The organism is Amycolatopsis sp. NPDC004772, assembly GCF_053601215.1.
Genome location: NZ_JBSGBK010000020.1, coordinates 28,532 through 42,394, shown reverse-complemented (window position 1 = coordinate 42,394; position 13,863 = coordinate 28,532). Strand labels below are relative to the sequence as shown.

The 13,863-nt window shown below is 73.0% G+C and carries 13 protein-coding genes; 7 read left to right on the top strand and 6 right to left on the bottom strand.

The genetic code is table 11. The features are described 5' to 3' along the window. Nucleotides 1-14 precede the first annotated feature (14 nt). Complete coding sequence (locus ACWEF6_RS15030) at nucleotides 15-1,190, bottom strand: FAD-dependent monooxygenase (protein WP_449683443.1); 1,176 nt, start codon at nucleotides 1,188-1,190, stop codon at nucleotides 15-17. Between the two features lie 109 nt (nucleotides 1,191-1,299). Between ACWEF6_RS15030 and ACWEF6_RS15025 the strand changes: the two genes are divergently transcribed. Further along, the gene (locus ACWEF6_RS15025; RefSeq protein ID WP_449683442.1) at nucleotides 1,300-1,779 is read left to right on the top strand and encodes a MarR family winged helix-turn-helix transcriptional regulator; all 480 of its coding nucleotides are present in this window, start codon (nucleotides 1,300-1,302) and stop codon (nucleotides 1,777-1,779) included. Between the two features lie 12 nt (nucleotides 1,780-1,791). Here the strand turns inward: ACWEF6_RS15025 and ACWEF6_RS15020 are convergent, their stop codons facing one another. From ACWEF6_RS15020 to ACWEF6_RS15000, 5 genes are all read right to left on the bottom strand, one after another. Further along, nucleotides 1,792-2,655, bottom strand: coding sequence for an expansin EXLX1 family cellulose-binding protein (locus ACWEF6_RS15020; protein WP_449683441.1), 864 nt, complete (start codon nucleotides 2,653-2,655; stop codon nucleotides 1,792-1,794). An 88-nt stretch (nucleotides 2,656-2,743) separates the two neighbouring features. After that, nucleotides 2,744-4,204, bottom strand: a complete 1,461-nt coding sequence (locus ACWEF6_RS15015; RefSeq protein ID WP_449683440.1) for an RICIN domain-containing protein — start codon at nucleotides 4,202-4,204, stop codon at nucleotides 2,744-2,746. Nucleotides 4,205-4,337: 133 nt separating this feature from the next. Continuing rightward, complete coding sequence (locus ACWEF6_RS15010) at nucleotides 4,338-4,928, bottom strand: tetratricopeptide repeat protein (RefSeq protein ID WP_449683439.1); 591 nt, start codon at nucleotides 4,926-4,928, stop codon at nucleotides 4,338-4,340. A 22-nt stretch (nucleotides 4,929-4,950) separates the two neighbouring features. Next, nucleotides 4,951-5,757: a hypothetical protein gene (locus ACWEF6_RS15005; RefSeq protein ID WP_449683438.1), complete on the bottom strand. Its 807-nt coding sequence runs from the start codon at nucleotides 5,755-5,757 to the stop codon at nucleotides 4,951-4,953. Further along, nucleotides 5,754-6,116, bottom strand: a complete 363-nt coding sequence (locus tag ACWEF6_RS15000; RefSeq protein ID WP_449675502.1) for a hypothetical protein — start codon at nucleotides 6,114-6,116, stop codon at nucleotides 5,754-5,756. Before ACWEF6_RS15000 ends, ACWEF6_RS15005 begins: the two co-directional genes overlap by 4 nt. A gap of 87 nt (nucleotides 6,117-6,203) precedes the next feature. Here ACWEF6_RS15000 and ACWEF6_RS14995 point away from each other — a divergent pair, with 87 nt between their 5' ends. The 6 genes from ACWEF6_RS14995 to ACWEF6_RS14970 all read left to right on the top strand — a co-directional run bounded on the left by ACWEF6_RS14995 (nucleotide 6,204) and on the right by ACWEF6_RS14970 (nucleotide 13,798). Further along, a complete protein-coding gene (locus ACWEF6_RS14995; RefSeq protein WP_449683437.1) occupies nucleotides 6,204-9,659 on the top strand; it encodes a CHAT domain-containing protein in 3,456 nt (1,151 codons plus the stop codon). 257 nt (nucleotides 9,660-9,916) lie between these two features. Next, a complete protein-coding gene (locus tag ACWEF6_RS14990) occupies nucleotides 9,917-11,233 on the top strand; it encodes a sensor histidine kinase (RefSeq protein WP_449683436.1) in 1,317 nt (438 codons plus the stop codon). Next, nucleotides 11,230-11,646, top strand: a complete 417-nt coding sequence (locus ACWEF6_RS14985; RefSeq protein WP_310969733.1) for a roadblock/LC7 domain-containing protein — start codon at nucleotides 11,230-11,232, stop codon at nucleotides 11,644-11,646. Before ACWEF6_RS14990 ends, ACWEF6_RS14985 begins: the two co-directional genes overlap by 4 nt. Before the next feature lies 1 nt (nucleotide 11,647). Then, nucleotides 11,648-12,007 (top strand): DUF742 domain-containing protein, encoded by a 360-nt coding sequence (locus ACWEF6_RS14980; protein WP_310969732.1) that lies wholly within the window; start codon nucleotides 11,648-11,650, stop codon nucleotides 12,005-12,007. Nucleotides 12,008-12,059: 52 nt separating this feature from the next. Continuing rightward, on the top strand, nucleotides 12,060-12,593 hold the full coding sequence (locus ACWEF6_RS14975) for a GTP-binding protein (protein ID WP_449683490.1): 534 nt from the start codon (nucleotides 12,060-12,062) through the stop codon (nucleotides 12,591-12,593). Further along, nucleotides 12,590-13,798 carry a cytochrome P450 gene (locus ACWEF6_RS14970; protein WP_449683435.1) on the top strand — a complete coding sequence of 403 codons (1,209 nt, stop codon included), beginning with the start codon at nucleotides 12,590-12,592 and terminating at the stop codon, nucleotides 13,796-13,798. Before ACWEF6_RS14975 ends, ACWEF6_RS14970 begins: the two co-directional genes overlap by 4 nt. The last annotated feature ends 65 nt before the right edge of the window (nucleotides 13,799-13,863 follow it).

Below are 13,863 nucleotides of genomic sequence, written 5' to 3'. Positions count from 1 at the left end.
CACGACCGGCCGCCTCACCGCACCGCCACCGGGAAGTCCGGCAGCACCAGCGCCGAGTGCTCCGGCCGAGCCACCGCCGGCGGCGCCGTGGTCAACCCCCTGAGCGCCGCGTTGCGGGCCTCCAACGCTTCCGCCGTTGCCGGGAACAAGGTCGCCTGGCCCTCGCTCACCAGTCCCTGGTTGGCCTCCACGAACCCGCGCAACCGGCTCTCGTACGCCGCGAACGCCGCCGCATGGTCCGGGAACACCGCCAACGCGTGCGCAAGCACATAGGCACCCACCAGGGCGAGGCTCGTGCCCTGGCCGGTCAAAAACGATGGCGCGTGGGCCGCGTCGCCGACCAGGACCACGCGGCCGGCCGACCAGCGGGGCATGCGGATCTGGCTGATCACGTCGAAGAACAGGTCGTCGGCCTCGCGCATCGCCGCCACCATGCGCGGGATCTCCCAGCCGTCGCCGGCGAAGGTGCGGGCGATCAGTTCTCGCTGGGCCTCCGGGTTGCGGAACGCCTCCAGCGGGGGCTCCGGCCGGGCCGAGACCAGGAACCCGTGCACCTCTTCACTGTCGAGGACCGCGTACAGCGCCGCGCCCTTCCCCGGCTTGCTCCACGCGAGTCCCTCCCGGAACAGCCCGAAGTCGTTGGGCATGGTGAAGCCCGCGAAGCAATAGCCGAGGTAGTGGTGGAACGGTGCTTCGTCACCGAAGACGAGTTCGCGGGTGCAGGAATGCAGGCCGTCGGCGCCGATCACGATGTCGTACGTGTCCCGGTGGCCGCTGCGGAACGTCACCTCGCCGTCTTCGGTGAGGGTCTCGATCGTGTCGCCGAAGCGGACCTCGACGTCGTCGCGCACCAGGTCGAACAGCGTGCGGATGAGGTCGCCGCGGCGGATCTCGAGGTCTTCGCCGTCCGCACCCCCGATGATCGCTTCGGGGGCCAGCGACGCGATTTCCGCGCCGTCGGCGTCGAGGAACGTCAGCCGCCGCGTCGAGATGTGCAGGTCCCGCAGGCGCGGGAGGATCCCCATCCGCTCGACGACGTCCAGCGCCGTGCCGCGGACGTCGATGGGATAGCCGCCGGTCCGGAGTTCGGCCGCCTTTTCCACGATGGTGACCGCGAACCCGGCCCGCCGCAGCCAGAAGGCCAGCGCCGGGCCGGCGATGCTGGCCCCCGAAATCAACACTCGCTGCATGACGCCTCCGATAGCTAAGTTAGGTATCTAAATCCGGGGTGCGACAATGCTCGTGATCAACCCCCGACCAGACCGACTATATACCTAAGTTAGCTATCTAAGAGGTGTGATGGCCGACACAGAAGCCGGCGAACTGCGTGCCGTGCTGCCCCGGCTCATGCAGCTGGGCAACCTGATGAACCGCAGCGGCCTCGGCGAACGCGCGATGCGGCGGATCGGGGCCGACCTCGACCGGCCCGGGCTGTCGATCATCCTCGCCCTGCACATGACCGGGAAGGCGCTGCGCGTCGGCGAGATCGCGGACCGGATGCAGGTCGCCGGCCCGCACGTCACCCGGCACCTGCACGTGCTCGAACGACGGCAGCTCGTGCGCGGCCTGGCCGATCCCGACGACCGGCGGGCCCGGCTGGTCGAGCTGACCCCCGACGGCGCCGAGATCGCCGATCGCTACATCGCCACCCTGCTCGGCTGGTTCGGCGACGCCCTGTCCGGCTGGGCACCGGAGGACCGCCGCACCTTCTACGACCTGCTCCTGCGGTTCACCGACGACCTCGCGGCCTTCCTGTCGGCGACCGCCGAAGAGGACTGAAGACGCTACGAGTCAGTGCTGCGCGAACTGCCGGTGCACCGGCTGGCCGACCCCGGGCTGGACCGGCAGCGGGTCGAGGACCAGCCGTTCGCCGTAGACGTCGGTGATCGCGACCGGCCCGCCGCACCCGGCACCGTTCTCCGACAGGAAGTAGTTGTAGTCGGTGCGCTGCAGCCGTTTCCAGCTGCTGCCCGCGCGGACTTCCAGCCGGGCCACCGGATTGCGGTGGTCGAGCACCTGGATCCCGCACCAGTACTGGGACGAGCCGTCCTTGTAGCGCAGGGAAATCTGCTTCGGCGACGGCGAGCTCACCAGCTTCCAGGTGACCGGGATCTCGCCGAGGTTGCGCGCCCCGAGGCGGTCGAACGCCTTCGGGTTCAGGTCCACCTGCCCGACCCGGCACGGCGCCGGGCACAGGTTGGTGATCCGCACCGTCACGCTCGCGCCACCCGCCTGGACCTGGACGTACGCCCCGCACGCCTGGGAACCCTCGAAGTCGGCGACGTTCATCGCCGCGTTCAACGGATCCGGGCTCGCGTCGAAGCCGCACGCGCCGGTGCCGTCGGTGTCGTAGAAGGTGGCCACGCCGGAGTGGGACACGCCCGGCTTGATCCGCCCGGCGAGCGGCGCGGCCACCGACGTCGGAGCCGCGGCACTGGACGACGTCGAAGTCGTCGCGGGCGGAGTCGTGGTGGTGGCCGGGGTCGACGCCGGGGGCGTGGAGGTGACGGCCGTGCCGATCGCGGGGGCGGCGTCCGCCCGGTTCGCCGCTTCGGCCGGCGCGGTGCCGCCGGTCCGGGTGGCGACCAGGACGACGACCGTCGCAACCACCGCGAGCAACGCCACGATCGTCCCGAGCACCACGCGTCCGCGCACCGCACCTCCCGCACCGCCGGACAGTCCACAACGGACCGCACCCGAGGGTCAGCCGGGCGGTGTGCACGCTAACACAACCGCGGCCGGTTCAGGAGACCGTCCACACCTGGCTCGCGGCGCCCGTCCCGCCGAGCTGGACGACCGGCGCCCCGTTCGCCGTCGAAGACCCGGACACCCCGATCGTCAGGCCGCTGCCGACGTTGACCAGGACGTACTGGCTGCCGGTGAGGCTGCCCACCAGATCCGCGGCCCACTGCTGGCCGGCGCCGCCGGTGCAGGTCCACTGCTGCAGCTGGACTCCGCTCGCGGTGGACCCGTCCGGCACGTCGAGGCACAGCCCGCTGTTGACGTTGACCAGCGTGAAGACGTTGTCGGCGACCTTCGTCAACCGCCACTGCTGGTTGGTGCCGCCGTGCGCGGGCCACTGGATGATCTTGCCGCCCGTCGCGGTCGACGCGCCCGAGGCGTCCAGCACCTGCGAGCTGCCGGCGTTCTTCAGCACGTGCGTCCCGTCGCCGGGCAACCCCGAGTTCGCCGACCACGTCCCCGCGTCGGCGTCGAGGTTCCAGCTCGGGTACTGGCCGAGGTTGACCGTCGTGCCGCGGATCGTGAGCGGCAGCCAGATCAGCGGCGAATTGCCCATGGCGTTGCCCGTCCAGCGGTCGCCCGCGTAGAGGTACGTGGTCGCCGCGCTGCCCTGGACGGTGATGATGTTGGCGGTCTGGCTGTTGTAGGTGTTCGTGCCGGTCGCCGCGAAGGTGCGGAACGGCGACCACGGCCCGGCGAGCGACGTCGCGGTCGCGTACACGTTGTCGTTGGTGGCCCACCCGGTGAGGTGGGAGGCCAGCAGGTAGTACGTCCCGCCGACCTTGACCACGGCCGGGGATTCGTAGTTCGGCAGCGTCGCCACCGCGCTCGCCACCGACGTGTAGTCCGCGGACAGCCGGTAGATGCGGAGGCTGCGGCCGGCGTTCTCGCTCAGCAGGTAGGCGGTTCCGTCGGTGTCCTGGAACAGGCCGATGTCGCGGCTCTGGTTGCCCAGCGGCTGGAAGCTCCCGCGGTAGCTGTACGGGCCGCAGGGCGTCGGGCTGGTGGCCACCCCGACCCGCTGGTCGGAGTAGCTCGTGCTGTCGATGTGCAGGTACATCACGTACGTCCGGGTGGCGGCGTTGTAGAGGACCTTGGGCCGCTCGACGATCCGGTTCGGGCCGAGGTCGCCACTGCTCTGCTTCGCCAGCGCGATCCCCTGGTGGGTCCAGTTCGCCAGGTCGGTCGAGGTGTAGCAGGGGATGTCCTGGAAGGCGGTGTTCGCCGTGGTCTGGCCGGTCTTGTCCTCGCCGAAGCCGTACCAGGTGTTCCCGGCCTTGACGATGCCGAGGCCGTGCAGCTGCAGCGGGCGGCCGGCGGTGTCGGTGCGCGTGACGCCGAGGGTGAACGTGTTCGCCGCCGCGTGCGCCGGGTCCGCGGGCACCAGCACGCCGGCCAGGACGGCGAGCAGGGTGACGAGCAGAGCGAACGGCTTCGGGACCTGGTGCGCTGAGCCGGACATCGGCGTCCTCTCCACGGGTGGTCGAACCGGTTCGCCGGATCGACTCGCCCAGGATGGTAGCCGGGTCAAGGAAGAAGAGGGGAAAATTACACCGGCATCGCCGACGCCGTCGAATCGGTTCGAGGAGAACCGGTCACAGGTTGCGCAGCACGATCTGCAGGTTGTGCGCCACTTCCTGCGTCAACGGGTCATCCGCTCCGAACGCCTTCAGCGCCGCGTGGTACGCCGCCTGGAGGGTGACCGCGGCCGCCTGCTTGTCGCCGGTCAGGTAGAGCGCGGCCCCCAGGGTCTTGGCGGTGTCGATCGTGTCGGGGTGCCGCTCCCCCAGTTTCCGGGTCCGGCGGCTCACCACGTCCCGCAGCACCGGCAGGCCCTCGTCCCACGCCCGCAGCACGGACAGCGTGCAGCCGAGGTTGTGGCCGTACTTCAGGGTTTCCGGGTGGTCGGGCCCGAGCGCCGAGACCGCCCGGCGGCGCGCCTCCCGGTGGCTGACGGCGGACTCGGGCAGCCGCTCCCGCCGGAACTGGGTGGAGCCGAGCAGGTCGAGCACGGCGAGGGTGCCCGGGTGGTCCGGACCGGCCGCGGTCTCGCAGTCGGCGAAGAGGGAAGTCAGGCTGAGCTCCGCCGCCGCGAACTGCCCGGCGTCGAACATCGCGCCCGCGGCCCGGGCCCGGCGTTCGAGGTCGGCGGGCCAGGCCTTGGGGCGCTTGGAGAACAGTCCCATCCGTAGGTCCTTTGCAGACGTCTCAGCCGGCTTTGCCGAGGAGGTCGTCGAGGGACCGGCCCTCCGCCGGCCCCACTTCGGCACCGAGCGGGACACCGAGCTTCTCGGCCAGGTCCCGCAGCCGCAGATCGATCGCCGCCTCGGCCAATTCGGCGAACTCCGCCGTGGTTTCGCGCAGCCGGCTCCACGCCGTGAGCAGCACCCCCGCGGCGACCAGCAGCGCCGGCCACCACAGGACGCCGGGGACGAGGTACAGCAGACCCCAGCCGGCCAGCGTCGCGGCCTCGGCGTAGCGGGTGCGGACGTCGGTGATCGGACGCCGCGCGTCTTCGTCCAGCAGCAGCCACAACCGGGGCCACACCAGGGCCGCGCTGACGTAGTACTGCGCCCGGACCCGGACTTCGAGCAGCCGGGCCCGGTCGCCCAGCCAGGTCGGCCGCTGCGGCAGGTAGGCCGGCACGACCGGGGTGCCGGCCCGGTCCGCGGCGGCCAGCGCCCGGCTCCGCCGCGACCACCGGGTCCGCTGGAGCAGCCCGCCGGTCAGAAACCGCTCGCGCAGGCACCAGCGTTGGACCAGCCTGCCCAGGCCGCCGGCGGCGGTGCCGGCCAGGCCCGCGGCGGCGAGCACCACGGCGGCGAGGACGACCAGCCGCGCGGGCGGAGCGGAGAACTCGGCGCGGGCGGACAGCCGGGAGAAGGCGAACGCGTGCGCGTGCCCCAGCGTGGACGCGGCGACGACCACGGCGACCAGGAGCAGGCCGGGCAACAGGATCGCGGTGACCCAGCGGTTGCCGAGGCGTTTCCCCACCTCGGTCAGGAAGCCGGTCACTTCGGCCGCATCGAGGCGTCGAAGGCCGCGCAGCGCGGCGGGTGGCCGTTCTCGTCCCGGGTGGCCACCCGGGCGCACCGGTCGAGCGGGCAGCCGTACTCCCCCGCGCCGACGCCGGGCGCGCGGCCCCCGCCCGGCAGCGCCGCGATCCCGAGCGCCGGCCGGTCCGCCCAGCTGCGCGGTGCGCCGTCGGGCCCGACCGGCCCCCACTTCTTGAGCGCGGTCTTCGCCGGGCCGCCCTGTTTCACCCGATCGGCGTCGCGGTCGAGCCGGTCGAGCACCCCGCTCCGGCGCGCCGCCGTCCGCAGCTCGGGCAGCAGCAGGCACCACAGCGCCAGGTGATCGGCTTCGGAGTCCACCGCGTTCCCCCCTTCCGACGTCGGACGATCACGGAGTCTAGCCATCCGCACTACCATCGGTGGCCAACCGGTCGCGAGGGGGCGCCAGTGTTCGGGCGGCGGAAAGGGCAGGCGGACGACGATTTCGTCGGCGGCGCCCTGTGGGAGGGCAAGGGGTGGCTCGCCACCTTCGAGGAGTCCGGCGACCTCGCCGCCCTCGAGCAGGCGATCGCCGCGGGCACGGCCGCCTTCGAGCGGTGCGCCCCCGACGCGCCCGAGCGGCCCGCGACCCTGATGTTCCTCGGTGACGCGCGGATGCGGCGGCACCAGGCCACCGGCTCGGTGCCGGACCTCGGCCGGGCCTTGGAGCACTACCGCGAACTGCTGCCGCTCGTGCGGGCGGACCAGCCCGATCTGGTCCCGTTCTCGCTGGCCGCGATCGCCGAAAGCGCGCTTCGGCTGGGCGTGCTCACCGGCGACCGCTCCCGCGCCGAGGAGTCGGTGCTCGCCACCCGGGAACTGCACCTGCTGGCCGGGTCGACCGGCGCGGTCCACCTCTTCGGCCTGGTGAGCGAACTGCTGGAGCGGGCGCTGGTGGCGCTTCCGGCCGACCACCCGGACCGCGCGGCAATCGGCGCGCTGCGCTGCACCGCCTTGATCCACCACATCGAGGCCACCGGCGACGTCGCCCTCCTCGGTGCCGCCGAGGAGGAGATCGACCGGGCCCTGCGGCGGTGCCCGCCGGACGACGGCAACCGCCGTCCCTTCCTCACCGTGGCGGCCGACGTCCGCCGCCTCCGGCACGATCACGAGCGGACCCGCGCCTCCCTCGACGCCTTCCTCGAGGCCGAACGCCAGGTCCTCGACGTCTACCCGCCGGGGCACCAGGTCTGGACGATCACCGTGCACAACATCGGCCGGCTCTACCGCGAGCGCCACGAGTCGACCGGCGACGTCGCCGACCTCGACACGGCGGCGCACTACCTGCGGCAGGCCGTCGAGCACGCGCCGGACGCGGACCTGCGCGCCGCGGCCGAGCGCGGGCTGGCGAGCGTGCTGGAAGCGCGCGGTCCGGTGCGGCAGTACGAGCCGCCGCCCGGCGTCACCCTGGAGTACGTCGCCGGCCCCGAAGAACCGCGGAGCACGCCCGCCGGGGTGGCCGGCGACCCGGCCGAGCTGGTGCGCCACGGCAACCGGCTCTCCCGCCTGCTCGGGGAGTACCAGCAGACCCGCGACCACGCCCTGCTGGACCGGATCTGCGCCGACGGCGAGGCCCTGCTGGCCGCGGTGCCGGCCGGGCACCCGCGCCGGTGGCTGATCGAGACCCGGCTGGGTCCCGCGCTCATGCTCCGCTACGAGCTCACCGGCGACCGCGCCGAGCTGGACGCCGCGATCGACCTGCAGCGCGCCGCGATCGGCCGTCCCGTGGACGGCCCGGCCGACGTCCTCGAGGAGCTGGGCAACCTCGCCGCCGCGCTGGTCAACCGGTTCCTGCGGGATCGCGACAGCGCCGATCTCGACGAGGCGGTCACGCTCACCCGCCGGGGCGTCGAACTCGACGACGCCCACGGCACCACCAGCCTGCACATCCTGGGCAGCGCGCTGTTCTACCGCTACAGCCACCTCGGGCGGCGGCACGACCTCGACGAGGCGATCGCCGTCGGCGAGCGGGCGGTCGCGACGGCCGGGCCCCTGCGGATCGCCAACGCCCGGGCCAACCTCGGCAACCGGCTGCGGCAGCGCTTCCTCGCCACCGGCGAGCCGGCGGACCTCGACGCGGCGATCGACCACCTCGACGCCGCGCTGCGTCAGGAGTACGACGTCCACGCCCTGCTCAACGCCGGCCTGGCGCTGAGCGACCGCGGGCAGCTGAACACCGGCCGGCAGGACCTGCTCGACGCCGTCACCGCCTTCACGGAAGTCCGCGCGGCGACGAGCGAAGAGGCGCCGCTGCACACGATCGCACTCCAGGGCCTCGCCGAGGCCTACACCGCGCTCGGCCGTCCGGACGACGCCATCGCGGTCCTCTCGGCCCTGCCGGAAGGCCGGTCGTTCGACCGGATGCGCGCTCTGGTGACGCTCGCGGACCTGCGCGCCGGCCGGGGTGACGACGCGGGCGAAGTCGCCGGCCTCTACGAGCAGGCCGTGGAACTCCTGCCGCAGCTGGTGTGGCGCGGGCTGTCCGCGACCGACCGCGGGAAGCTCGTCGCGCAGTGGCCCGGGCTCGCCGGTGACGCGGCCGCGGCGGCGCTGGCCGCGGGCCGGCCGGAGCGGGCGGTCGAACTGCTGGAGCACGGCCGTTCCCTGTGGTGGAGCCAGGTCCTGGACCGCCGCGCCGACTTGACCGGGCTGCGGGCGGCCCACCCCGAGCTGGCCGAGCGGCTGAGCGCGGTGGACCCGGACGCCCCGGACCGGCGGGCCGCGGCGGCCGAGTGGGACGCGATCGTCGCCGATATCCGGACCCGGCCCGGGTTCGCCGGCTTCCTGCGTCCGACGCCGTTCGCGGAACTCGCGAAGTCTTCGGCGGCCGGTCCGGTCGTGCTGGTGAACGTCAGCCGGATCCGCTGTGACGCCATCGTGCTGACCCCGGACGGCAGCCACGTCATCCCGCTGGACGGCTTGACGCACGCCGAAGCGCACGACCGCACCCGGGCCTACCTCGCCGCGACCGCGCAGAAAGGCACCGGCGGGCTTTCCTCCGGGCCGCGGGAGCAGCTGCTGCTGGGTTACCTGGAATGGCTGTGGGACACCGTGGCCGAGCCGGTGCTCGACGAGATCCGGGTCCCGCCCGGGTCGCGCCTGTGGTGGTGCCCCACCGGTCCCCTCGCGCTGAGCCCGCTGCACGCCGCCGGGTACCACGACCCGGACGACGAGCCCGGCCGGACCGTCCTCGACCGCGTGGTCTCCTCCAGCACGCCGACGATCCGGGCGCTGCGGCACGCCCGCCGCCCGGCGCGGCCGGTCCCGCACCGGCCGCTCGCCGTCGCCTGCGAGCGCCGTCCCGCCTACGTCACCGGCCTGCCCGATCTGCCCGGCGCCGTCCACGAAGCCGAGATGGTCAGCGTGTTCGCCGCCGGCAGCGCGATCCTGGCCGGCGCGGAAGCGACCGTCCGGAACGTGACGAACCGGCTGACGGAGTACTCGTGCGCGCATTTCGCCTGCCACGGCGGCACGACCCCGGACGGCGAGGCCGCGTTGTTCCTCGCCGACGGCCCGCTCACCACCACCGGCATCAGCCGGCTCGACCTCGGCGACGCCCAGCTGGCGGTGTTGTCGGCGTGCCACACCGCGATGCCCGACGCGGCCGCGCCGGACGAAGCCGGCCACCTGGCCGCGGCGCTCCAGATCGCCGGGTTCCGCCAAGTGGTCTCGACGTTGTGGGCCATCGGCGAAGAAACGGCGGCCACCGTCACGGCCGGCATCTACGGATCCCTCGCCCGACCGGACGGCACCCTCGACCCGGCGGGCACGGCGGCCGCCCTGCACGCCGTGGTGAAGCGGCTGCGGGACGAGTCACCCTACGAGCCGGGCAAGTGGGCCCAGTTCGTCCACTTCGGACAGTAAAAGGGCGGTACCCCGTTTCCCGGCCGTTTCCCGGCGCGTCGGTAATTGACTTTCCGGAAACGGCGAAGACCGGCGAAATTCCTGCCGGAGAAGATTGACTCTTACGGACGGGAAAGATCGGCGCTAGGGTCGTCCTCGCCCTGGCGCCGCTCCCGCTTGCCCATTCCGTGAAATCCGCTCGAAACCCCGGTGCAGCCCGGAATCTCCGGTGCCGCGCGCCGTTGTCCTGTCTCCGACCGCCCCCGAGGACCTGATCGATGTCAGTGCAGTTACCCGCCCGCTACGTCCTGCCGGTCGCCGTCGTCGTCACCGGTGCGGCGTGGTGGTGGCTGACAACCGAGGTGCCGGGGGCGGACCGGACGCTGGTGGCCTGGTCCGGCGGGGTGGCCGCGGCGGTGGTGTGCGCGGCGGTGACGCTCGCCGCGCACTTCGCGCAGGCGGCGCGCCGGTACCGGAGCCGGATCGAGGCGCTGGACGCCCAAGCCGTCCGGCTCGCCGACGACACGGTGCCCGCCCTGGTCCAGCGGGTGCGCGACGGTGCGTCGGCGGACACCGCGCTCGCCGAAGTGCCGGACTCGATCGACGGGGCCCACCGGCGGCTCCTGGCCACGGTCGCGCAGGAGATCAGCCGGGGCGAGCGGATGCGCGCGGCCACGATGGCGGCCTGCGCCAACGCCGCCGGCCGCGTCCAGGCGCTGGCCACCAGCATGCTGGCCGACCTGCGCGAAATGGAAGGCCGCCACGACGAAACCGTGCTCGGCGACCTGCTCGAACTGGACCACAGCACCGCGCAGGCGGGCCGGCTGGCGGACAGCATCGCCGTGCTGACCGGAGCGCGGTCCGGCCGGCGCTGGACCAAGCCGATCGTGATGGAGAGCATCCTGCGCGGCGCGATGGGGCGCATCAGCGCCTACCAGCGGGTGCGGACGCACTCGACCAGCACCGTCGCGGTCGCCGGGTACGCCGCCGAAGGCGTCATGCACGCCCTGGCCGAACTGATGGACAACGCCACCAGCTTCTCCCCTCCCTCGGAGGACGTGCACGTGTACGTCGAGGAGGTGCACGCGGGCGTGGTGGTCACCATCGAGGACAGCGGCCTGGTGATGGGGCCCGCGGCGCTGGAGCGGGCGGTGCGGGCGGTGTCCTCCGAACCGCTGGACCTGACCACGCTGTCCGGGACCCGGCTGGGCCTGGCCGTGGTGGGGTGCCTGGCCCGCAAGCACGGCCTGACCGTGCACTTCCGGCCGTCCGCGCGGGGCGGCACCGGCGTGGTCGTGCTGATCCCGCGGCTCCTGATCACCCAGGCCGAACCGGACACCCCGCCGGTCGCGCCGCCGGTCGAGAAGCCCGAACCGGTGGCCGTGGCCGCCGCACCGGTGTCCACAGTGGAGAGTGCCGCGTCCGGGCTGCCCCAGCGGCGTCGCGGGCAGACGCTGGCCGCCGCGCCCAAGCCGCCACCGCCACCGGCGCCGAGTCCCGCGCCCGCCCGGGCCGACGCCGGGGCGAAGTTCAGCGCGTTCCACGCGGCCGGCCGGGGAACCCGCCCTTCTGCTTCCTCGGAGGACAGCCGATGAACACCACGGACCACGACCTGGACTGGCTGCTGGAGAACCTCCGGAGCAAGACGCCGGGTACCCGGCACGCCCTGGTGCTGTCCAAGGACGGCCTCAAGCTCTGCCACACCCGCGGGCTCACCGTCGACCAGGCCGACCAGCTGGCCGCCATCGCCTCGGGCATCCAGAGCCTGGCGTACGGCACGTCCATCGAATTCGGCGACGGGACCGGCGGGGTGCGCCAGTCGATGACCGAGTTCCACGGCGGGATGCTGTTCATCGTGGAAGCCGGCGAAGGCGCCCACCTCGCCGTGATCGCCGACGACGACGCGGACGTGGGCCTCATCGGCCACAACATGAACGAGCTCGTCGAGCAGCTCGGCGAGTACCTGACCGCGCCGGCCCGCCCCCAGCAGCCGACGGCGGCCGGGTGACATGAGCCGGCAAGACCTCCACCGCGAGGACCCGGACCGGTTGTACACCGTCACCGGCGGGCGCAGCCGCGCGAACGAGAGCGCGCTGGACCTGGTGACGCTGATCGTGAGCGAAGGCGATCCGGTGCCGGGCATGCAGTCCGAGCACGTCCGGATCCTGCACCTGTGCCGGCACCCGACGGCGATGGTGGAGGTCGCCTCGGAGCTGGGCCTGCCGGTGAGCGTCGTGAAGATCCTGCTGTGCGACCTGCTCGACACCGGCCGGGTCACCGCCCGCCACCCGTCCTCGGCTCCCGCCGCCGCCGATCTGCCCGATCTCGAAACCCTGAAGCAGGTACTCGTTGGACTGCAGAAGCTCTGACCAGGACGTCCGGACCCCGCTGCCGAGCACCGCCCGGGACGGGCTGAAGATCGTGATCGTCGGCGGGTTCGGGGTCGGCAAGACGACCATGGTCCGGTCGGTCAGCGAGATCCGCCCGCTCAGCACCGAGGAAACCATGACGCAGGCGGGCATCGGGATCGACGACGGCGCCTCGCCCGGCAAGACCACCACCACGGTCGCCTTCGACTTCGGCCGGATCAGCCTGAACGAGCGGATGGTGCTGTACCTGTTCGGCGCCCCTGGCCAGGAGCGGTTCTGGTTCCTCTGGGACCGTTTGTTCGCCGGGACGCTGGGCGCCGTCGTGCTGGTGGACACCCACCGGCTGGCCGATTCCTGGTACTCCATCGACCGCCTCGAACACCACGGGACGCCGTTCATCGTGGCGCGCAACAACTTCGGCGAGCCGGAACACTCCCTCGACCAGGTGCGCCAGGCCCTCGACCTGTCCCCCGACGTGCCGCTGATCGACTGCGACGCCCGCCGGCGCGAGTCCAGCAAGACCGTCCTGCTCTCCCTCGTCCACCACCTCTTCGCCCTGTCCGCCGCCCGGGAGACCACTTCATGAGCACCCCTCCGCCCGCCCTCGCCACCCCGTTGTCCGGGCCGGGTTTCCAGCAGACGTCGGCGGATCTCTACGCGGAGATGCGGCGCACGCACGGGCCGGTGGCCCCGGTGCTGCTCGACGGGGACGTGCCGGCGTGGCTGGTCCTGGGGTACCGCGAAGTGCAGTACGTAGTCAGCAATCCGGAGGTCTTCGGGCGCGATTCGCGGCGCTGGAACGCCTGGGACCGCGTCCCGCCCGACTGGCCGTTGCTCCCGCTGCTGGCCCACCAGCCCACGATGATGTTCGCCGAGGGCGCCGAGCACCGGCGGCGGGCCCAGGCGCTCGACGAGGCCCTCGGCGCCGTCGACCAGTTCGAGCTGGGCGCCCGGGCCCAGCAGGTGGCCGACCAGCTCGTCGACGCCTTCGCCGGCAGCGGCGAGGCCGACCTGATCACCCAGTACGCCGACGGGATCCCGCTGCCCGTCGTGGCCCGGATGATCGGTGTGCCGGACGCGGAAACCGCCGACCTGGTCCGGGACGTCTACCGGACGCACGCCGCCGGCGAGGGCGCGAACGAGGCGTACGCGCGCGTCCGCGACAAGGTGCGGCGGCTGGTCGAAGCCAAGCGGCGCGACCCCGGGCCGGACGTCACCTCGCGGCTGCTGGCCCACCCGGCCGGCCTCGCCGGCGAGGAGATCACCGAGGACCTGCTGCACCTGATGAACGCGGGCCAGCTGCCCACCGCGTACTGGATCGGCAACACCCTGCGGCTGATGCTCACCGACGACCGCTTCGCGATGACGCTGTCCGGCGGGCGCCGCAGCGTCGGCCAGGCGCTGAACGAGGTGCTCTGGGAGGACACGCCGACGCAGAACTTCCCGGGCCGGTTCGCCGTCCACGACCTCGGGCTGGGCGGCCGGCAGATCCGCAAGGGCGACCTGCTCATCCTCGGGCTCGCCGCGGCCAACCAGGACCCGCTCGTCCGGCCGGTGCCGCAGGCCTCGACCGGCAACCAGGCGTACCTGTCGTTCAGCCACGGCGAACACCGGTGCCCGTACGCCGCCCAGGAGATCGCCAAGGTCATCGCCGAGGCGGCGATCGAAGTCCTGCTCGACCGGCTGCCGGACGTCGGGCTGGCGGTGCCGGCCGGCGAACTGGCCTGGCGGCCGTCACCGCTGTTCCGCGGGCTGGCGGCGCTGCCGGTGAAGTTCACGCCGGCCTGGTGATTCCCCCGGCTCGCGGATAGCCCGCGCACCGGGACCGTGGGATTCTGGCGGCTCACCAGGCGGGG

Coding starts and splice junctions, on each gene's coding strand:
- ACWEF6_RS15030 (WP_449683443.1), bottom strand. CDS start 1,190: ATGCAGCGAGTGTTGATTTCGGGGGCCAGCATCGCCGGCCCGGCGCTG.
- ACWEF6_RS15025 (WP_449683442.1), top strand. CDS start 1,300: ATGGCCGACACAGAAGCCGGCGAACTGCGTGCCGTGCTGCCCCGGCTC.
- ACWEF6_RS15015 (WP_449683440.1), bottom strand. CDS start 4,204: ATGTCCGGCTCAGCGCACCAGGTCCCGAAGCCGTTCGCTCTGCTCGTC.
- ACWEF6_RS15010 (WP_449683439.1), bottom strand. CDS start 4,928: ATGGGACTGTTCTCCAAGCGCCCCAAGGCCTGGCCCGCCGACCTCGAA.
- ACWEF6_RS14990 (WP_449683436.1), top strand. CDS start 9,917: ATGTCAGTGCAGTTACCCGCCCGCTACGTCCTGCCGGTCGCCGTCGTC.
- ACWEF6_RS14985 (WP_310969733.1), top strand. CDS start 11,230: ATGAACACCACGGACCACGACCTGGACTGGCTGCTGGAGAACCTCCGG.
- ACWEF6_RS14980 (WP_310969732.1), top strand. CDS start 11,648: ATGAGCCGGCAAGACCTCCACCGCGAGGACCCGGACCGGTTGTACACC.
- ACWEF6_RS14970 (WP_449683435.1), top strand. CDS start 12,590: ATGAGCACCCCTCCGCCCGCCCTCGCCACCCCGTTGTCCGGGCCGGGT.